Source organism: Nonomuraea sp. CA-143628 (genome assembly GCF_050942315.1).
GTDB lineage: Bacteria > Actinomycetota > Actinomycetes > Streptosporangiales > Streptosporangiaceae > Nonomuraea.
Genome location: NZ_CP192072.1, coordinates 11,436,659 through 11,455,132 on the forward strand (window position 1 = coordinate 11,436,659; position 18,474 = coordinate 11,455,132).

The 18,474-nt window shown below is 69.3% G+C and carries 17 protein-coding genes; 8 read left to right on the forward strand and 9 right to left on the reverse strand.

What is annotated here, in order from left to right; translation table 11 throughout:
- From ACQP2T_RS51660 to ACQP2T_RS51695, 8 genes are all read right to left on the reverse strand, one after another.
- Positions 1 to 1,008 carry a BMP family lipoprotein gene (locus tag ACQP2T_RS51660; protein ID WP_433512144.1) on the reverse strand — a complete coding sequence of 336 codons (1,008 nt, stop codon included), beginning with the start codon at positions 1,006 to 1,008 and terminating at the stop codon, positions 1 to 3.
- 68 nt (positions 1,009 to 1,076) lie between these two features.
- Positions 1,077 to 1,847 carry an HAD family hydrolase gene (locus ACQP2T_RS51665; protein WP_433512145.1) on the reverse strand — a complete coding sequence of 257 codons (771 nt, stop codon included), beginning with the start codon at positions 1,845 to 1,847 and terminating at the stop codon, positions 1,077 to 1,079.
- A gap of 8 nt (positions 1,848 to 1,855) precedes the next feature.
- Complete coding sequence (gene hisG, locus ACQP2T_RS51670) at positions 1,856 to 2,758, reverse strand: ATP phosphoribosyltransferase (protein WP_433512146.1); 903 nt, start codon at positions 2,756 to 2,758, stop codon at positions 1,856 to 1,858.
- Between the two features lie 9 nt (positions 2,759 to 2,767).
- Positions 2,768 to 3,253, reverse strand: a complete 486-nt coding sequence (locus ACQP2T_RS51675) for an NUDIX domain-containing protein (RefSeq protein WP_433512147.1) — start codon at positions 3,251 to 3,253, stop codon at positions 2,768 to 2,770.
- Positions 3,250 to 5,028, reverse strand: a complete 1,779-nt coding sequence (locus ACQP2T_RS51680; RefSeq protein WP_433512148.1) for an ABC transporter ATP-binding protein — start codon at positions 5,026 to 5,028, stop codon at positions 3,250 to 3,252. Before ACQP2T_RS51680 ends, ACQP2T_RS51675 begins: the two co-directional genes overlap by 4 nt.
- Positions 5,025 to 6,773, reverse strand: a complete 1,749-nt coding sequence (locus ACQP2T_RS51685; RefSeq protein ID WP_433512149.1) for an ABC transporter ATP-binding protein — start codon at positions 6,771 to 6,773, stop codon at positions 5,025 to 5,027. The genes ACQP2T_RS51680 and ACQP2T_RS51685 overlap by 4 nt, the downstream gene beginning before the upstream one ends.
- A gap of 28 nt (positions 6,774 to 6,801) precedes the next feature.
- A complete protein-coding gene (locus ACQP2T_RS51690) occupies positions 6,802 to 7,851 on the reverse strand; it encodes a Gfo/Idh/MocA family protein (protein WP_433512150.1) in 1,050 nt (349 codons plus the stop codon).
- Positions 7,844 to 9,013, reverse strand: coding sequence for an aminotransferase class III-fold pyridoxal phosphate-dependent enzyme (locus ACQP2T_RS51695; RefSeq protein WP_433512151.1), 1,170 nt, complete (start codon positions 9,011 to 9,013; stop codon positions 7,844 to 7,846). The genes ACQP2T_RS51690 and ACQP2T_RS51695 overlap by 8 nt, the downstream gene beginning before the upstream one ends.
- A 476-nt stretch (positions 9,014 to 9,489) precedes the next feature.
- Between ACQP2T_RS51695 and ACQP2T_RS51700 the strand changes: the two genes are divergently transcribed.
- From ACQP2T_RS51700 to ACQP2T_RS51735, 8 genes are all read left to right on the forward strand, one after another.
- On the forward strand, positions 9,490 to 10,107 hold the full coding sequence (locus tag ACQP2T_RS51700; protein ID WP_433512152.1) for a phosphoribosylaminoimidazolesuccinocarboxamide synthase: 618 nt from the start codon (positions 9,490 to 9,492) through the stop codon (positions 10,105 to 10,107).
- Positions 10,094 to 10,798 carry an SDR family oxidoreductase gene (locus ACQP2T_RS51705; RefSeq protein WP_433512153.1) on the forward strand — a complete coding sequence of 235 codons (705 nt, stop codon included), beginning with the start codon at positions 10,094 to 10,096 and terminating at the stop codon, positions 10,796 to 10,798. Before ACQP2T_RS51700 ends, ACQP2T_RS51705 begins: the two co-directional genes overlap by 14 nt.
- 16 nt (positions 10,799 to 10,814) lie before the next feature.
- On the forward strand, positions 10,815 to 11,705 hold the full coding sequence (hisG, locus tag ACQP2T_RS51710; protein ID WP_433512154.1) for an ATP phosphoribosyltransferase: 891 nt from the start codon (positions 10,815 to 10,817) through the stop codon (positions 11,703 to 11,705).
- Entirely contained in the window at positions 11,699 to 12,124 is a 426-nt protein-coding gene (locus ACQP2T_RS51715) for a hypothetical protein (protein WP_433512155.1), read from the forward strand. Before hisG (ACQP2T_RS51710) ends, ACQP2T_RS51715 begins: the two co-directional genes overlap by 7 nt.
- Positions 12,125 to 12,138: 14 nt before the next feature.
- Complete coding sequence (locus ACQP2T_RS51720) at positions 12,139 to 13,374, forward strand: MFS transporter (protein ID WP_433512156.1); 1,236 nt, start codon at positions 12,139 to 12,141, stop codon at positions 13,372 to 13,374.
- A 30-nt stretch (positions 13,375 to 13,404) separates the two neighbouring features.
- Positions 13,405 to 14,865 carry a cation:proton antiporter gene (locus ACQP2T_RS51725; protein WP_433512157.1) on the forward strand — a complete coding sequence of 487 codons (1,461 nt, stop codon included), beginning with the start codon at positions 13,405 to 13,407 and terminating at the stop codon, positions 14,863 to 14,865.
- Positions 14,866 to 14,946: 81 nt separating this feature from the next.
- Positions 14,947 to 15,633: a TIGR00266 family protein gene (locus ACQP2T_RS51730; protein ID WP_433512158.1), complete on the forward strand. Its 687-nt coding sequence runs from the start codon at positions 14,947 to 14,949 to the stop codon at positions 15,631 to 15,633.
- 81 nt (positions 15,634 to 15,714) lie between these two features.
- Positions 15,715 to 16,707 carry an aldo/keto reductase gene (locus ACQP2T_RS51735; RefSeq protein WP_433512159.1) on the forward strand — a complete coding sequence of 331 codons (993 nt, stop codon included), beginning with the start codon at positions 15,715 to 15,717 and terminating at the stop codon, positions 16,705 to 16,707.
- Between the two features lie 52 nt (positions 16,708 to 16,759).
- On the opposite strand, the gene ACQP2T_RS51740 is transcribed toward ACQP2T_RS51735, so the two are convergent.
- The gene (locus tag ACQP2T_RS51740; RefSeq protein ID WP_433512160.1) at positions 16,760 to 18,250 is read right to left on the reverse strand and encodes a nucleoside hydrolase-like domain-containing protein; all 1,491 of its coding nucleotides are present in this window, start codon (positions 18,248 to 18,250) and stop codon (positions 16,760 to 16,762) included.
- Positions 18,251 to 18,474: the final 224 nt, after the last annotated feature.

Below are 18,474 nucleotides of genomic sequence, written 5' to 3' on the forward strand. Positions count from 1 at the left end.
TCAGGGGACGACCGGGACGGTGATCCCGCCAGAGATGATCTTTTTGCGGATCTCCTCAAGACGCGGCTCGACGTCGGTGAGGCCGCCACCGCTCGTGGCGTAACCCACCCCGTCCTCCTTGAGCCCGAACTCGCGCAGCCCGGAGATCGCCTTGCCGTGCACCGCGTCCTGGATGATGCGCAGGACCGCGACGTCGAGCTTCTTGGTGGCGCTGGTGAGGATCACCTGGGAGAGCCCCTGATCGACCGTCTTGCGCTGGTCGACGTCGACCCCGATCGCCCACTTGCCCGCCGCCTTGGCCGCCTGGAACACCCCGATCCCGGAGGCGCCGGCGGCGTGGTAGACGACGTCGGCGCCGCCGTCGTACATGCCGCGAGCCGCTTCCTGGGCCTTGTCCGGCGCGGAGAATCCGCTGAAGTCGGGCGGCTGGCTCATGAACACGCTGGAGAGCTGGATCTTGGGGTTGGTCGCTCGGGCGCCGGCCGCGTACCCGGCCAGGAACTTCTGCTGAGGCGGCGTCTGCACGCCCCCGATGAAGCCGATCCGCCCGGTGCGCGACTTGAGCGCCGCGGCCACGCCGACCAGATAGCTGGCCTGCTCTTCGCGGAAGACCACGTTGGTGACGTTCGGCAGCTTCACGGTCGCGTCGTCGATGATGACGAACTGCGTGTGGGGGAAGGCGGGCGCGATCTTCGTCAGTGGCTGGGCGTAGAAGAAGCCGACGGCCAGTACGGGGTTGTGGCCCGTCTCGGCCAGCAGCCGCAGGACCTCTTCCAGGTCCGACCCGGCCGAGTTGGGGCTGAGTTCCTTCACCGACACGCCCAGCTGCGCCTTGGCCTGGTCCACGGCGGACCCGACCGAGTCGTTGAAGGACTTGTCGCCGCGTCCACCGCGGCTGTAGGCCACGCCGACCGCGACGGCCGCGCCGTTTCTGCCGGGGGCGGAGTTCACTGCGGTGCAGGCCGCCAGCGAACACAGCACGAGGCAGAGGGTGACTAATCGGGACATGCGCACCTCCGAGGGAATCCCGGCTCAGCGCCTATCGTGAATACTCATCAGACAAGTGTCAAGGGTTCTCAGATGAGTCGCGCCAGCCACTTGGCGACCCCGTCGTCGTCGTTGGACGCGGTCGTCTCGTCGGCCGACGCGAGCACCGAAGCATGGGCGTTGGCGACGGCCACCGCCGTTCCCGCCCAGGTCAGCATGGGCAGATCGTTCGGCATGTCGCCGAACGCGATGACGTCCGCGCTGCCGAATCCGAGCCGCCCCGCCATCGACTCCAGGGCGGCCGCCTTGGTGACACCGGCGCGCATCACCTCGCAGAACACGTCCGCCGAAATGGTGACTTCACACCCGGAAAGCAGCGCGCGCACGCCCTCGTAGTACTCGCGCGCGGTCCCCTCCAACTGCACCATGAGCTTGCCGACCTCGTGCCGGACCAGCGCCTCCTCCAGGCGCGGCACCCGCCGCGCGCTCCGCGCCAGCGGGGCGGGCAGTTCGAAGGCGTCCTCCAGCAGCAGCTCCATCCGGCACTCCGCGCCCAGACGCACACCGGGAAACCGGTCGCGCAACACCGACAGCGCCGTCACCAGGCGCGTCTCGGCCAGGGGGCAGTAGTCGACCACCTCCTCCCGGGCGAAGTCGAAGGTGATGGAGCCGTTGCCGCAGACCGCGATGGGCGCGCCGCCGACCGCCGCGGCCACGTGCCGGGTGTCACGGACCGGCCGGGCCGTCGCGATGACGAACACGTGTCCCGCGTCCTGTACGCGGCGCACGGCCGCCCGCGTACGTTCCGACACCAGGCCGCGGGAGTCCAGGAGGGTCCCGTCGAGGTCGCACACAATCATCCGGCGCTTCACAGTGGCTGCTCGGTCAGGTGCGGCGTCACCCATTTCGCGACCTGCGATTCGATGACGTCGAGGGCGCCCGCCGTCAGGACGCCGTCGATGGTCTCGGCCAGGTTCCGCCGTGGCGCCAGCCCCTGGAGGACCACCAGGTCGCCGTCCGCGAGGCCGGTGCCGGCCCGCCAGGACGGCTCCGGCATGGATCTGGCCACGCGCGGCAGGTCGTGCGCGGAGGTGCGCACCGTGAGCAGCGCACATGCCGCGCCCGCACCGACCGAACCCAGGAGCCGGGCGACCTTCTGGATCCTGGTCCGCCGGTCCGCGTCACGCCAGGCGGCCGGACTCGCGATGAGGTGGGGAACGCACGCGCGTAATGTGCAAATAATCCGCATATGGTGATGCGCCATTGCCGAATCAGGTCCGTCGACGTCGATGACGGCATCGGCGAGTTCGGGAATCTTGGCCTCTCCTGCGCCGAACGAATGAATCACCTCGGCCGGCAATGACCGGCTCTCGAAGAACTGCCGGGCGATTTTCGGATACTCGGTGACGACCCGGATTCCGGGCGGCAGGGCGTCGGCGCTCTCCGCCGGATGATCGCCCGGCACGGCGAGCACCATCCGCCAGGGCGGATCCGCCCCCACGACGTGCGTGAACGCCTCCACGAACTCGACCTTCGCGCCGGTCTCCTCGATCCAGTCGGTGCCGGTCAGGCCGAGGTCGAAGGCGCCGCTCTCGACGACCAGCGGTATTTCGCGCGGTTTGTAGAAGGCCACTTTCAGGCGATCGCCGTACTCGATACTCGCCCGATAACTACGGTCCGAGGTTCTGCGCACATCGAGACCGGCGGCGGTGAAAAGGCTCAGGATCGGCCGCTCAAGATACGACCCCTTGGGCAGCGCGAGCGAGATCATGCGGTCCTCCTAAGCCTGTTTCATGAGAGCTCGCAGGGCGAGGTCGATCATGCCGGTGTCGGTGGCGGCCGACGCCATGCGCCGCAATGTGGCCCGGTCCATCCAGCGGGCCTCGACGAACTTGTCCTTCTCGATCCGGGGCCGGGTCAGGTCGCCCGCGACGGTGGCGAGCACGTCGATCTCGCGTCTGCGCGCACCGTCGCCGTCGCTCCAGTCGAAGACGTCCACCACGCTGTCCACCTCGACCAGGCGCCACCTCGTCTCCTCCTCGATCTCCCTCGCGAGTGCCCCGCACAGCGTCTCCCCCTCTTCGACATGCCCTCCGACGATGTCCCAGCAGCCGGGAAAGAGCCGCACGTGGGGCGCGCGCCGCTGCATGAACACCGCACCGGCCGAGTTGACGAGAACGGCGCCCACCACGCACCGCACGCCTTCCGCGGCCGCCTCCCGCTGGACTCGCTCGAACTCCGCCGGATGCGGAGCACAGCCGCTCATACCGCCTCCTGATGTGCGTAGTAGGTCGCGTACAGGGCGGCGAACGGGCCGTCGCGCCGCAGCAGGTCGTCGAAGCGGCCCTCCTCGGCGACCTCGCCCCGGTCGAGGACCAGCACGCGATCGGCCCGCCGGATGGTCGAGAGCCGGTGGGCGATCACCAGCACCGTCCGGCCGGTGAACAGCCGGGACAACGCGTCCTGGATGCCCCGCTCGGTCAGCGGGTCGACGCTGGACGTCGGCTCGTCCAGGAGGAGGATGTCCGGTTCGCGGAGGAACATCCGGGCCAGCGCGATGAGCTGCCGCTGCCCGACCGACACCCCCCGGCCGCCGGCGCTCACGTGGTCGTCCAGGGACATCGGCATGCTCCGCGACCAGACATGGTGCCCCATGCGTTCGATGGCGCGTTCGGTGTCCGCGCGGCTCGCCCCCGGCCGGCCGTACGCGATGTTCTCCGCGAGCGTGCCCGCGAAGACGAACGGGTGCTGCGGGACGACACCCACCCGTCGCCGATACGCCCGCAGGTCGAGCGAGCGGATGTCACGGCCGTCGACCAGCAACTCGCCGTCCTGGAACTCATACGCCCTGGCGATCAGCTTGGCCAGCGTGGACTTGCCGCCGCCGGTGTGCCCGACCACGGCGACCGTCTCCCGGGCGGCGAGCCGTACCTCGAAATCCTCGAACACCGTGCTGCCCGGCCCGTAACCGAAGCGCAGGCCGCGCGCCTCGATCTCACCGGTCAGGCCGGTCACCGGCTCGTTCCCGCGCTGGACGACGGCGTGCTCGCTGTCGATCAGCGCGAAGACCCGCTCGGCGGCCGCGAGCCCCTGCTGGAAGAGGCTCCAGAAGGCCGCCGCCTGCGTGACCGGCTGCCACAGCATGCCGAGCGCCTGAAGGGCGAAGTACCACTCCCCCGGCGAGAGCCCGCCGAGCACCGCGAACCGGCCGCCCTGGTAGAGCACCACGGCCGTGGCCAGACCGGCCAGCAGCGTCAGGACCGGGAGGATGACCGCGTAGATGAGGCCCTGCCTGACATACACCTGGTACGACAGCCGGTTGACCGCGTCGAAGTCGCGATAGACCGTCTGTTCCCGGCCGAAGCTCTTGGCGACCGAAATGCCCATCATCGTCTCGTGCACGTTGGCGTTGACCCTGGCCATCACCCGGCGCGTGGCCGCCGCCGCCGTCCTGGCCACGCCGCGGAAGGCCAGGGCCGCGGCGAGCAGGATCGGCAGCGCCGCCAGGATGATCAGGCCGAGGTCGACGTCGATCCAGAACACCGCGCCGCCGAGCAGCAGCACCAGGAGCAGCTGACTGAGCAGGTTCAGGGCGAGGGTCATCACCGAGCCGAAGCCCTCGGTGTCGCCGGTGACGCGGCTCAGCACCTTCCCGACCGAGTTCTCGTCGTAGAACGCGACGTCCTTGGCGAGCGCGGCGTCGGCGGCCTCGCACTGCAGGCGGTAGACCATCCTCCCCACCAGCCGGGCGGTGATGGCCTGGCGGGCCCAGTTCATCGCCCAGGCCAGCGCCGCGGCGGCGACCACGAACACGCACAGCTGAAGGCCCAGCCCGGCTCCCCCGCCGATCTGGTCGATCATGCGGGAGATGACGATCGGCACCGAGGCGGTCAGCAGGACCGACCCCACGACGAGCACGGCCGAGCCGAGCATGGCGCCGTGCTGGGCCCGCAGGTAGCGGAGGATTCGGGCCAGCAGCCGGCGGTTGCCGTAGACGCGGTCGTACTCGTCGGCGTGCAGGCCCGCGAAAAGCTCGCTCACGTGTAGATCTCCCGGTACAGCGCACAGCGCGCGATCAGTTCGTCATGCGGCCCCTGGTCGACGACCCGCCCGCCGTCCAGCAGCAGGATGACGTCGGCGCGCCGGATCTGGCCGGGGCGGTGCGAGACCAGCACGGTGGTACGGCCGGCCGCCGCGCGCTCGATCGCCTCGGTGATGGCCGTCTCGGTCCGGGCGTCGACCGCGCTGGTCGCGTCGTCCAGGGTGAGGACGCGCGGCTCGGTCAGCAGCGCCCTGGCGATGGCCAGCCGCTGCCGCTGCCCGCCCGACAGCGTCGTCCCGCCCTCGTTGAGGATGGTGGCGTAGCCGTGCTCCATCGCCTGGACGAACTCGTCCGCGCACGCCTGCTTGGCGACGCGCAGCACGTTCTCGTACTCGGCCTCGTCCGGCGAGCCGAAGGCGATGTTGTCCAGCACGCTCTTGGCGAACAGGAAGATCTCCTGGTCCACGTGGCCGATCTGGCGGCGCAGCGCGCCCGGTTCCCACTCGCGCACGTCCCGGCCGTCGATCAGCACCTGTCCCTCGGTGGCGTCGTACATCCGGTTGACCAGCTTGACGAGCATGCTCTTGCCGCTGCCGGTGGGTCCGACGACGGCGAGGGTGCGGCCGGCGGGCAGGTGGAAGGAGACGTCGCGCAGGATGTCCTTGCCTTCGTGACGGAAGGACACGCGGTCGAAAGTGATCGAGCCGTGGATCTCCGTCACCGTGCCCCGGGTGTCCTCACGCTCGGCGGGGTCGCCCTCGATGATCTGCCGCATCCGGCCGGCGGCGACGAAGCCCTCCTGGATGACCGGAACGGCCTGCTCGGACATGGTGACCGGCTGCGCGAACAGCACCAGCCAGCCGAGATAGGTCACCACCTGGGCCAGGCCCAGCTCGCCCTGGGAGTAGAGGTAGAGGGAGTGGAGGGCGCCGATCGCCATCGCGAGCGCGAAGCTCAGCGCGGGCAGGTAGACGGCCTGCGCTCTGCCCCGCCTGACGAACGCGTCCCGGTAGGCGGCGGCGGTGTCCCTGAACGCCTGCCGTTCGAGCTCCTCCTGCGTGGACGCCTTGACGGTGGCGATGCCGGCGAGGGTGGCGGAGAAGCGTTCGTTGAGGTCGGCGAAGGTCTCGCGGGTGCGGATGACCAGCGGGTTCAGCCGCCGCAGGTGGTAGTACAGCGCGTACGCGAACACCAGGACCAGCACGCCGGGAGCCAGCAGCAGCTGGGCGTTCAAGGTGGCGATGAACAGGATCGGGACCAGCAGCGCCAGGACGCCGTTGGCGGCGGTGGCGACCCCGGGGCTGAGCATGTAGTCGACGAGCCTGGCGTCGTTGATGGCCCGCGCCAGGATGTCGCCGATGCGCTGCTGGTCGTGAAAGGACATGCGTTTGGCCAGCAGGCTGCGGTACAGCTCGTCCCGTACATCCCGTTTGACCCGCTGGGCGATGATCTCCATCGAGCCGTTGGACATCAGGTCGGCGGCGAACCGGCCGGCCGCCAGCAGGCCGGCCGTGATCGCCGCCGCCCCGACCGCGGCGAGGTCGGGGCGGGCGCCGGTGGCCTCGGCGAACGCCGCGCCGACCTGTACGGGAATGAGCGTCGAACAGAGGTTGGCCGCCACCGCCGTGATGGCGAACAGCAGCAGGAGCATCCTGTGCCGCCGGAGATGACCGGCGACCCATCCCCCTATGCTCCGGGACGCGACCGGTGGGGCATCACCGGCCGGCCGCGTCTCCTCAGCCATGTCTCACTCCGCTCACCGCGACTTCCGCCTACGCCCACGCCTGGACCGGATGCTTCAGCAGGCCGGAGCCGCTCTCCCCCGCCGCGTTCAGCTCCTCCATCGCCCGGTCGCAGAGCGCGGACGCCGCCAGGGCATCGGTGATCGACGGTGCGTCCTTGGCGTGCCCGTTCTGCTGGTGCCCGTCCCGCCTCCCGCGGCAGGCGTCGACGAAGGCCTGGAGCTCTGGTCCGAACCCGCTGCGCGCCCAGCCGTGGTCCAGGTTGCGCGTGCTGTGCAGTTCCTGGCCGTACGGCAGGCCGTCGGCCAGTTCGAGCGTCACCCGCTCCAGGGAAGGGGCGCTGTAGCGGCTGCCGTCCATGCCCTGCACCTCGACCCCCACCAGGAAACGTTTGACATGGTTGCCCATGCGCAGAGTCGAGAGTGAGCCGTCGTCGTGCCGCAGGAAGAGGTTCACCTGGAAGCGGTCGGGCGCGCCGGGGATGGCGTGCGCGTCCACCTGGACGACAGGCGAGGGCACGAACCAGCGAGCCAGGTCGAGGGCGTGCACCCCGTTGTGCCGGATCCACGCCTCCAGGGTCGTGTCCACCCCCCACTGCGGAGCGGACGGGTGGCGGCTGTAGAAATCGATGGTCACCGAGCACGGACTGGACCGGATGTCGGTGCTCAACTCGTGCAGCCGCTGGAGGGTTTCGGCGTAGCGGAAGTTGAAGCCCACCTGGACGTGCCGGTCGCTGCGGCACACCACGCGCTCCAGATCCTGGAGCGCGTCGGTGGACGGCCCGGCCGGCTTCTCGACGAAGCAGTCGACGCCGCGTTCGGCCAGCTGCCGGGTGAGCCGGTAGGAGGGCTCCGGGGGCACGGCGAGGATCGCCGCGTCCACGCTCTTGAGGTCGATCGCTTCGATGGAGTCGGCACAGACCGCGCCGCGGGCCAGGGCTTGCACCTCGGCGGCCAGCGACAGGTCAGGGTCGACGCAGGCCACGACCTGGTAGCCGCGGATGCGCTGCAGGAAGGGGAAGAGGTTCTGCTGCATCTGGCGGCCGCAGCCGACGAGTGCGAGACGCAGGAGATCAGCCACGGTCGGCTCCCGTTGTCGTGTTCCAGACTTCGAAGGCGCGGCGCGCCCGATCGTGGAAGTCGCTCCAGTCGAGGTCACGATGGGCCAGGCTCACGAAGGACGGATGTCCTTCGAGCAGGAGGATGCCGGCGCCGGTGAGAGCGCCGAGCAGCGCCTCACGCCGCTCCTTGTCGCCGAGGAGCGCTTCGTCGTGATAGACCAGCTCGAACATCCCGCCACCGAGCACCGGGCGGGCGCCGAGCAGGTCCGCCACCCCCGCCTCCTTGGCGGCCGCGGAGAGAACCGCCGCCACCTCGGTGCCGATCCGGCCGACCTCGGCCCAGCCGTCCGGCGCGTCCTGGGTGGGCTTCTCCAGAATGTCCCTGGTCGCCAGTGCGGCGTAAACAGCGATCATCTCCTTGGAGAAGGTGCCGCTGAGCCGGGCCCGCTCCGCGTGGGCGAGCAGGTCCGCGCCACCCACCAGGATGCTCAGCGGCGCCCCGTTGGCCAGCGCCTTGCCGATCACGATCAGGTCCGAGCCGATGCCGTTGTCATGGTCGTAGCCCAGCGCCGAGATCCGGCCGCCGGTCTTGGTCTCGTCGAAGACGGTGAGCAGACCGGCCTCGCGGCACATCGCGACGGCCTGCCGCAGCACGTCGGGCGTGGTGAACGAGGCCAGGTAGGCGTCGAAGACGAAGCAGCCCAACCGGCCCCTGTGCCGCTCCAGCAGCTCCGACAGAGACTCCAGGCGCAGATCGACCCAGTTCAGTACGGGCTCGGACTCGCCGATCCCGCGCATCCCGTCGGTGTACCGGAGCTTCTCGCGCAGGGGCGAGTGCAGCGGCTCGTGCCACTTCAGGGAGTTGGCGATCTGGGAGTCGTGCCAGCCGACGTAGCCGCTGCGGACGATTCCGAGCCGGCCGGTCCGCATAGCGGCCAGCCGGAAAGCCGCGGTGACGGCCTCCGAGGCGGTCTTGAAGAACGCGCCCCTGTCTCCGGGCCGCTCGCCCAGCAGTCGTTCCAGATATTCCTGGTGGAAGGTGGTGAACCCCGGCATCATGATGCCGTTGGTCAGATAGCCACCGAGAATTTCGTTGAAGAGGTCGTCCGAGTGGCCGATTATCACTGGCCCATAACCCATGACGAAGTCGATGTACGGCACGCCGTTCGCGTCCGAAACCACGCCTCTCTTGCCTTGCGAGAACAGGAGCTGTTGTCCTTCTGCCCTGAACTTTTTGGTGATCTTCGAGTGAGCGATACGCTCATATTGCAACAATGATCCTCTCCTTCCGGGCCGCGCTTAATAAGATCGAAATGCAATTCCAGCGACAATACCTTCGCCCGGCCGGACTCCGTCAAGTACTCCTTTTTCCAGGGTCAGCCGATATTCCGGATTCCCCGCACGATGAAAAGAAAAGAGATCACGCGGAGCCGATCACGCGCGGGCCAGGCGACTCGGCGGCGACATAGCAAGGTTTCGAGAGCGCCGTCAAGTGAACCTTTTTCCAGGGTTGACAAACCGGTCGCCGCATATCAAGTTGTGTGGGCCATTGTCGGCGGTGTTGTGGAGGCGACGTGGACCACGAAGCGACCCGGGGAAGCCCGGATATCATCGGGCGCAGTAAGCGTCTGTGGTTACTGCCCGGCGGGCGGTGCCTTGTGCAGATAATCCCCAGCCTGCGCAGCTTCACCTACCAGCGTGATGAAATCGTCGAGCGCACAGGACCGCTGCGGCTCGCTTTCTACGAAAGGGCCGCGGCCATGATCGAGGCCGCGGGGGTGCGGTGCGCGTTCAGGGAACGGGTCGGCGAAGACTCCTACCTCGCCGACTACTGCCCCGCGCCGCCCTTCGAAGTGATCGTGAAGAACAGGGCGACCGGGTCGACCACCCGGAAGTACCCCGGCCTGTTCGAGGACGGCGCGCCGCTGCCCCGCCCGGTCGTGAAGTTCGACTACCGGATCGACCCCGAGGACCAGCCGATCGGCGAGGACTACCTGCGGGTCCTCGGGCTGCCGGTCGAGGAGATGCGCGAACGCGCGCTCGCCGTCAACGAGGTGCTGCGATCGTGGCTGCGCCCGCTGGACGTGTGGGACTTCTGCCTCATCTTCGGGCAGGCCGAAAACGGCCAGCTGACCGTCATCTCCGAGATCTCCCAGGACTGCATCCGGCTGCGGCACGAGGACGGATCCCCCCTGGACAAGGACCTGTTCCGCGATGGCGTCGAAGGAGACGAGATCGTCAACCAGTGGAGTCGCGTCCTCGATGTCATCAAGTGACGCCCGGGTCGCGCTGGTCACCGGCACCAATCGCGGCAGCGGAAAGGCCATCGCCGAGGAACTGCGCGACCGCGGCTACCGCCTGTTCTCCCTGAACCGGTCCTTGGCGAGGGAGGACTGGCTCGGGGAGCTCCGGTGCGACCTGGCCGACCCCGCGCAGATCAGGAGCGGGGTCGGCCAGATACTCGACGCGGCGGGCCGGATCGACGTCTGCGTGTCCAACGCGGTCGAGCGGGTTCTCGACCCGATAGCCGAGTTGAGCGAGGCGGACTGGGAGCGGCTGGTCTCGATCAACCTCAGCGCCAGCTTCCACCTGGTCAAGGCCGTCCTGCCCGCGTTGCGGGCCGGCCGTGGCGTCTTCGTCGCGATGGGCAGCCACGCCGGCACCCGCTACTTCGAGGGCGGCGCCGCCTACAGCGCCACCAAGGCCGGGCTGAAGGCGCTGGTGGAGACGCTGCTGCTGGAGGAACGCCGCAACGGGGTCCGGGCCTGCCTCGTCTCTCCGGGAGCCATCGCCAACCTGGACGGCGATGACGGCGCGCACAAGATGAGCACGCGGTCGGTCGCCCGCTGCGTGGGCACCATCGTCGACTCCTGGCCGACGGACCTCGTGGTGGGCGAAATAGAAGTACGTCCGGCCGACCTCGCCGAACCGCCCATCACCGGCATCGACCGTCTTCTGCACGTGTAGTTCCCGAGGAGGAATCATGCTCTCCCTCGTACTGCCGAAGGGGTCGCTGGAGCGGCGGGCCCTGCAACTGTTCGCGGCCGCGGGGCTGCCCATCCGGCGACCCTCCGAACGGTCGTACCGTGGCGTGATCGACTACACCGGCGTAACGCACGTCGCGTTCTACAAGCCGCGCGAGATCCCCTTGGCGGTCGAGAGCGGGACGTTCGACCTCGGGCTGACCGGCGCCGACTGGATCGAGGAGACCGGGGCCAAGGTCGAGGTGGCGGAGTCCTTCGACTACTCCAGGAACACCGAGCGGCCATGGCGGCTGGTGCTCGCGGCCCCGGCCGACCACCCCGCCACCAGCGTGAGCGACCTGCCCGACGGCGTCCGCGTGGCCACCGAATACCCGAACATCGGCCGCCGCTTCTTCCAGGCCGCCGGACGGCGGGCCGAGGTGGTCGTGTCCTACGGCGCGACAGAAGCCAAGATCCCGGAGCTGGCCGATGTGATGATGGACGTCGTGGAGACGGGCCATTCGCTCCGCCAGAACAACCTGCGGATCATCGAGACCATCCGGACCTGCGGCGCGCAACTGATCGCCAACCCGGCCGCGTACGCCGAGAAGGGCAAACGCGGCGTGATCCAGAACATCGCGCTGCTGCTACGTGGCGCCTGGGTCGGCCCGTCCCACGTGCTGCTGACGGTCCGGACGCTGGCCGAAAGCCTGCCCCAGGTGGTCACCGCGATGCCCGGCCGATCGTGGCGCGCCGGGTCGGACCTGGCGGACGAGAACCTGGTCGTGCTCCAGGGAGTGCTGCTGCGCGGGGACGTCCCTGAGACGATCGACGTCCTGCTGTCGGCCGGAGCCGTCGACGTCACCGAATCGGGAATCGGCCTCCTCGCCTCGAACGTGTCGCGATGCTGATCCGTACCACGAACGACCGGCTCGTCCCCGCGGACGGAGCCGGCTGGCGCGCGTCCTCCGGCCTGCTCGAACTGCGTCTGGCCGCCCCCGCCTGCGCCGATTCCGTCGTGGCGCTCACCTGCGGCGTCCTGCTCGCCGTTGACATGGATGGCCGTTCCCACGTGCTCGACGTCGACCTCATCGGACTGCCGACCGAACTGCTGGCGCCACTGAGCCGGTACGCCGTACCTCCCCGCCCATCCACCGGCACCGGCCCCGTCGCCTTGGACCTGGACGCGGCCTGGCTGTGGATCCATGTCCAGGACGGTCATCGCGTGTCCCGCCATCGCCGGTCCGCCGACGTGCGCTTCTCCTTCGCCGGAGCCGGACTGGTGGCCATCCAGGCACGCCTGACCACAGCGACGGATGAACCAGATTAGATCGAAGGAGATACATGGACCGTCAGCCAACGCCGGACACCACGGAACCGAGGGAGAAGTCGCCGCAGCGCTCCCCATGGGTGCTGATCGCCCTCGTCTACCTCGGCGGGGTCGCCGCGGCGATGAGCCTCGGCAAGTTCGCCTCCGTCGGGCCGGCGGTGGCCGGTGAGCTCGGGCTGTCGCTGTCGGAACTGGGCTGGGTGATCTCGGCGGTCGTCGGCGTGGGCGCCGTCGTCGGCCTGCCCGCCGGATACCTGGTCCGCCGCTTCGGCACGGAGCGGTCGCTGATCACCGGGCTGGTCCTGATCGCGGCGGCGAGCGCGGCGAGCGTGTTGGCGGGCGACTTCGGCTGGCTGCTGGCCGCCAGAGGCGTCGAGGGCACCGGATACGTCCTGGTCACCATCGCCTGCCCGGCGCTGATCCTCCGCCTGGCCCGCGAACGGGACCGCGGCACCGCCCTGTCGATCTGGGCCACGTTCGTCGCCGTCGGCATCGGGCTGAGCACCCTCGGGGGCGGCGCGCTGGGCTCCGCTCTGGGCTGGCGGGGCTGGATCGGGCTGATCGCGGCGCTGACGCTGGCGATGGCCCTGGTGGTCTGGGTACGGCTGCCGCGCGGGTCCGGCCGGCAGGCGGCCGCCGGACCCGTTCCCAGGATCGGGGCCCTGAAGTGGCCGGCGGCACTAGCCCTCGCCTTCTGCCTGGGCGCGCTGGTGACCATTCCGGTGATCGTCCTGCTGCCCACGCTCCTCATCGAGGAGTACGGCCGCACGGCCACCGCCGCCGGCGCGGTGACCTCGGTGATCTCCCTGCTCAGCGCGCTCGGCGGCTTGGCCGTGGGAGTGCTGCTTCGCCGTGGCACGCCGGTCCGCGTGCTCGCGCTGGTCGGCCTCCTCACCGTCCCGGCGGCCTGGCTCATGTACGGCGGCGCGGCTTCGCTGACGGCGGCGCAGGTCGGCGCGGCGATCATCTCGATGGAGAACGGGTTCCTGGGAGCCCTCGTCTTCGCCGCGCTCCCGATGGTGCTGGACCGCCTCGACCACGCCGATGTCGGCAACGGCGTCGTCGCTCAGGCGGGCAGCCTCGGGTCGTTGCTCGGTCCGCCGATGTTCGGCCTGGTGGTCGCCGGGCCGGGCTTCCAGGCCCTCGTACCGGTCATCGCCGTCGGGATGATCGCCGCCGTCGGCGCGCTGCTGCTGGTCGGCGGGCGAGCGGCCCGGTCATCGGCTGAGCCCTTCAAAGCGCCCATGTAGCCATCGCGGACCGCCGGAGGAGGCGTAAGCATGCGTGGACAGAACCCGCTCGAAGACACCGAACAACGCCTCCTGCCCGCCCCGGCCTGGGGTCTGGTGATCGCGCTCACGCTGACCGCCGTGGCCGCCGTGTCGCTCCTGATGGTCTTCGGCTGGGGCGTACACCCGGTGCAGCGCGCGGTGGTGGTGCAGCCGGCCGCGGAGTCGACGCCCATCCAGTCGATCCTGAGGTTGTTCCTCGCCGTGGCGGTCATCGGCGGACTGGCCTCGCTCGGCGGCGTCGTGGCCCGCCGGATCGGCCAGCCCTCGGTGGTGGGACAGATAGTGGCCGGGCTGCTCCTGGGGCCGTCCGCGCTGGGCGCGCTGGCACCGGCGGCGACCGAGCTGATCATGCCCGCCGCCGCCACGCAGCACTTGAACCTGCTCGCCCAGGCCGGGCTGGCGATCTTCATCTTCACCGTGGGAACGGAGTTCGACCACACCGCCCTGGGCGGGCAACGCACCGTCGTGGGCGTCGCCGCCCTGGCGATGGTGGCCGTCCCCTTCGCTCTGGGCACGGTCGCGGCGATCCCGTTCGCCTCCGCGCTCGCCGGCCCGGCGGCGGGCAAGACGGAGTTCGTCCTGTTCATCGGGACCGCGCTGAGCGTCACCGCGTTACCCGTGCTGGCCAGGATCCTCCAGGAAGTCGGCCTGACCGGCACCCGGCTGGGCTCGCTGGCCATCCTGTGCGCCGGCATCGCCGACGTACTCGCGTGGTGTGCGCTCGCCGCGGTGATCGCGCTCGCGCACGCCCGCTCCCCCGCCGGCGCGCTGACCACGATGCTGCTCTCCGCCGTCCTGGTCCTCGTCGCGCTCCTCGTGCTCCGCCCCGCGCTCAAGACCCTGGCCGACAGGTACGCGGCGACCAGGCTGCCCGCACCCGCCAGTCTCGTGCTCGTCCTGGGCCTGATCTTCTCCCTGGCGGCGGCGACGGACGTCATCGGCGCGCACGCGATCTTCGGCGCGCTCCTGGCCGGCGTCGTGATCCCCCGTAACGCCCGCGTCCTGGGCACGGTCCCCGACCGTCTCGCCTCACTCAACCGCGCGCTGCTGCTGCCGGTGTTCTTCGCCTCGATCGGGCTGCAGGCCGACGTACGCATGGCCTTCGACGATCCGACGGTGCTGCTGGGCGGGGCGGTGCTGCTCGTGGCCGCGGTCCTCGGCAAACTCGGCACCGCCGCCGTGACCGCCTGGGCCGGCGGCATGCCGGGACGGCTCGCGCTCGGCCTCGGCGTCCTCATGAACGCGCGCGGCGTCACCGAGATCGTCGTGCTCAGCACGGGGCTCAGCATCGGCGTGATCGGTCCGGGCACGTTCACGGTGCTGGTGATGATGGCGCTGATCACCACCGTGATGACGGTACCCGCGCTTCGCCTGCTGGGGCTGTTCCATCCGGAGCGGACGCTCCCCGCCCCGATGCCGCGACCAGCCGAAAAGGAGCGCCTTCCCTGAGCGTCTATGCGGCGTCAACGAATCGTGTATGGCCGCCCGGCAGAGTCACTGCGCACAAGCTGGTCGGAGCGGAGGGCGTACATGAAGACTGAGATCCGTCACCCTGGTTCGTTCGCGGTCGCGCGCTGTCATCTGGACGGCGGGGAGACCCTGCGCGTCGAGGCGGGCGCGATGTACGCGACGAGCGCGGGGGTTCAGCTCCAGGCCAAGGTGGAGGGTGGCCTGCTGCGTGGGCTGGCGCGTTCGGCGCTGGGCGGGGAGTCGCTGTTCACCACCCGCTACACCGCTCCAGAAGGTGGCGGTTGGGTGGACGTGGCGCATCACCTGCCCGGCGATGTCCAGGCGGCCGAGGTACGCGGCGACAACGCGCTGATGCTGACCAGGGGATCGTGGATCGCCTCCAGTGACGGCGTGGAGATCGTCACCAAGTGGGGTGGCATGTCCAACCTCATCGGCAGCGAGGGCGGCTTCCTCATCAAGGCGCAGGGCGCGGGCGTCGTCGTGCTCGGCTGCTACGGCGCGATGGACGTGATCGAGCTGGCGGCCGGGCAGCGGGTCGTGGTGGACTCCGGGCACCTGGTCGCCTACGACGAGACGGTCAAGAGCGATCTGCGCCGGGCGGTCGAGGGCAAGACGATCCAGTCGCTCAAGTCCGGCGAAGGGCTGGTCTTCGAGTTCACCGGGCCGGGCCGGATCATGACGCAGACCAGGAATCCCGGGGCCTTGATCCAGCACCTGACGGAGGTGCTCCCCTTCGAGCGCGCCTGACCCGGCCTCATCTCCGGATTGACCTCGAGTCGACTCTAGGGTGCACAATCCCGCCCAACGCTCAATGTGGAGGGGATTCCCATGAGGTATCGCATGATCGGCAGCGATCCGAAGACTCGTCGTCAGGTCAGTGTGCTGAGTCTTGGCGCGATGCTGTTCGGCACCGCCATCGACGAGGCGACGTCGTTCGCCATCCTCGACCGCTTCGTCGAGGCCGGCGGCACCTTCCTCGACACGGCCAACAACTATGCCTATTGGGTCAACGGCACTCAGGGGGGTGAGAGCGAGGCGCTGCTCGGCCGCTGGAAACGCAGCCGCGACATCACGGATGAGGTCGTCATCGCCACCAAGCTCGGCGGGCGGCCGAACGTTCCCTCGTCCACCCTTAGCCATGACCTTGAGGGCTTGTCGGCCCGGGTGATCCGGGAATCCTCGGAGCGCAGCCGGGAGCGGCTTGGCGTGGACAAGCTGGATCTCCTGTACGCACACGCGTACCTCGAAGGTTCCAAGGTGCCGCTGGAGGAGACGGTCGAGGGTTTCGCCGGCCTGGTCGAGGAAGGCGCTGTTGGTCTGCTCGGGGCCAGTAATCACTGGACATGGCGACTCGAGCGGGCCCGGAACCTGGCGGCCGCGGCGGGGCTGCCCGGCTATGAGGTCGTGCAATATCACCACACGTATCTCCGTCAGCGCACCGATCTTCCGACGCTGCGCTCTCAGGACGGCAACCTCGGCGTGGTCGGCGGTGATCTGCTCAGCTATCTGCGAGCCGAGCCCGAACTCGCGCTGGTCGCCTACTCGCCCTTGCTGGGCGGCGGTTACGTACGTCACGACAAGCCGCTTGGCGTCGCCTTCGATCACGCGGGCACACCTCAGCGTCTCGCGGCGTTGCGGGAAGTGGCCCAGGAGACAGGCGCGACCGTCAACCAGGTGGTGCTCGCCTGGCTCATCGGCGGCGAGGTCCCGATGATCCCGTTGATCGGCGCTTCATCGGTCGAGCAACTGGACGAGAGTCTGGCCGCGGCGGACCTGGAGTTGACGGCGGAACAACGAGCGAAACTCGACGCCGCCTACTGACCCAACATCACCCAGCGGGCAGAACAAGCTCGCCGGGTGATGTCGCGCATCGTCAGACGACCCGGATGAACACGCGGTCGTAGCGGGTGAGGGGGAACGTGCCGTTGTCCGTGCCCTGGAGGATGATCGAAATGGTCTGGCCCGGCGTCGCGTCCGCCGGGACGGTGACGGCGGCCCGGCCGTGGCCACGGTCGGTGATGGTGGCGGTGCCGGGGTAGCTGCCTTCTTCTCTGTACTGCGACCAGCGGAGCGTCACAGAGTCCCGGTCAGGATCGGTGGTGCGGCCGGCCAGCGTGACGACGGAGCCGGGCCGGGCCCGGACGGTGTCGTCGCCGTCGATGTCGACCGTGGGCGGGTGGTCACCGTCGCGGTACTTGGGGGTCAGGGTCCACCGCATCCGGGCCGCGAAGTCGTTCTGCGCGGCTCCGGCCCATCGCAGCGTCGTGTAGTTCTTGACGTCGGCGCCGGTTTCGTCCTTCTCCGTGCCCGCCATGGTCCACAGGTTCGGCGTGGTGGTCGTCTGCGTCGCCCGGCCGCCCCAGCCGCCGAGCAGCGGGTTCTCCGGCTCCTCGATGCCGGTCTTGAGCAAGGGGTTGAAGGCCACGTTGTCGCCCTCGGAGAGGAAGTCGTACGGCGCCAGCGGCTTGCACCAGCCGCCGGCCGCACGCTCGGGGTCGCCGAAGATGTCGAGTTGGTCGCCCGGCATCGACTGGCCGTCCAGCCATGACCGGTAGAGCGAGCCCAGCGGCCCGATCTGGATGTTCTTCTTGATCCACGCGCCGCTGAAGTAGACGCGGTCAGCCGGTAGACCACGGACGTTGCCCTGCCCGCGCTCGCAGTTGTAGCCCCAGGTGGCATAGCCGGCCGCCAGGTTCTCGACGCGGATCTCCGGCCAGACGGGAGCGATGTACTGCGCGTAGGTGTCGTCCTGGAAGCCGCTGGCCAGGATCACCGCCTTCTTCGAGACCGCGGCCTTGACGCGCGGCCATTGCCTCGTGCTGCCGAAGCGGTCCTCGATCGACTTGAGGGCGCGGGCGATCGTGTTGGTGCCGCCCCACGCCTGGAGGTACAGGGGCCGGGAATCGTGGTCCAGCAGCAGGTCGCGGATGAGGTCGGAGCCCTCGGTGTCCTTGGCCATCTCGTTCTCGAACTCGATGTTGCCGATCTTGACCTTGGACTGCAGCTCGCCCGGCGTGGGGTAGCGGGGGTCATGCCTGCGCAGATTGGGGTAGACCTCGGCGTACGCGCGCAGGGCCTGGTCCTGGATGGTCCGCGTCCCGGTCCATCGCCATGACGTCTGCGGCGTGGTGTACTCCCGGCCGGGGAGGAAGAACGTCGTGCCCTTGCCATCTCCCGACCAGTGGAACCTGCCGCTGCTGTAGACGATCCCCTCGGTGTCGACCTCGTTGGTGTAGAGGAGATAGCGGATGAGCGAGGCGTAGTCGTCCTGCTCCATGTCGGTGGTGACGACCGTTCTGGGCAGGGTCCCTTCCGGGTGGAGGCTGTCGGCCTCGGCCGCCGCGGGGAGCGTGGCGACAGTCATGCCGAGAGCCGCGATCGCGCAGGTCAATGCCCGGATACGTCGCCTGCTCCGGGGGGCTTGGAGTCTGGAGGGGGGCACGGCAACTCCTTCTGCGAATACCTATTCACCGCTGAGTGGCGAATAGCATGCGCAGTATTCATGCTGCTCCTGGATGTCGTCAAGGTTGCCGACACATGACCAAGGGCACCCCATTGACACCTCTTTTCATCCTCCCGTAACTTGCT

What these genes read in the sequence shown, in the direction of transcription:
- ACQP2T_RS51660 (WP_433512144.1), bottom strand. Translation starts at nt 1,008, where the DNA reads ATGTCCCGATTAGTCACCCTCTGCCTCGTGCTGTGTTCGCTGGCGGCC.
- ACQP2T_RS51665 (WP_433512145.1), bottom strand. Translation starts at nt 1,847, where the DNA reads ATGATTGTGTGCGACCTCGACGGGACCCTCCTGGACTCCCGCGGCCTG.
- hisG (WP_433512146.1), bottom strand. Translation starts at nt 2,758, where the DNA reads ATGATCTCGCTCGCGCTGCCCAAGGGGTCGTATCTTGAGCGGCCGATC.
- ACQP2T_RS51675 (WP_433512147.1), bottom strand. Translation starts at nt 3,253, where the DNA reads ATGAGCGGCTGTGCTCCGCATCCGGCGGAGTTCGAGCGAGTCCAGCGG.
- ACQP2T_RS51685 (WP_433512149.1), bottom strand. Translation starts at nt 6,773, where the DNA reads ATGGCTGAGGAGACGCGGCCGGCCGGTGATGCCCCACCGGTCGCGTCC.
- ACQP2T_RS51705 (WP_433512153.1), top strand. Translation starts at nt 10,094, where the DNA reads ATGTCATCAAGTGACGCCCGGGTCGCGCTGGTCACCGGCACCAATCGC.
- hisG (WP_433512154.1), top strand. Translation starts at nt 10,815, where the DNA reads ATGCTCTCCCTCGTACTGCCGAAGGGGTCGCTGGAGCGGCGGGCCCTG.
- ACQP2T_RS51715 (WP_433512155.1), top strand. Translation starts at nt 11,699, where the DNA reads ATGCTGATCCGTACCACGAACGACCGGCTCGTCCCCGCGGACGGAGCC.
- ACQP2T_RS51720 (WP_433512156.1), top strand. Translation starts at nt 12,139, where the DNA reads ATGGACCGTCAGCCAACGCCGGACACCACGGAACCGAGGGAGAAGTCG.
- ACQP2T_RS51725 (WP_433512157.1), top strand. Translation starts at nt 13,405, where the DNA reads ATGCGTGGACAGAACCCGCTCGAAGACACCGAACAACGCCTCCTGCCC.
- ACQP2T_RS51730 (WP_433512158.1), top strand. Translation starts at nt 14,947, where the DNA reads ATGAAGACTGAGATCCGTCACCCTGGTTCGTTCGCGGTCGCGCGCTGT.
- ACQP2T_RS51735 (WP_433512159.1), top strand. Translation starts at nt 15,715, where the DNA reads ATGAGGTATCGCATGATCGGCAGCGATCCGAAGACTCGTCGTCAGGTC.
- ACQP2T_RS51740 (WP_433512160.1), bottom strand. Translation starts at nt 18,250, where the DNA reads ATGACTGTCGCCACGCTCCCCGCGGCGGCCGAGGCCGACAGCCTCCAC.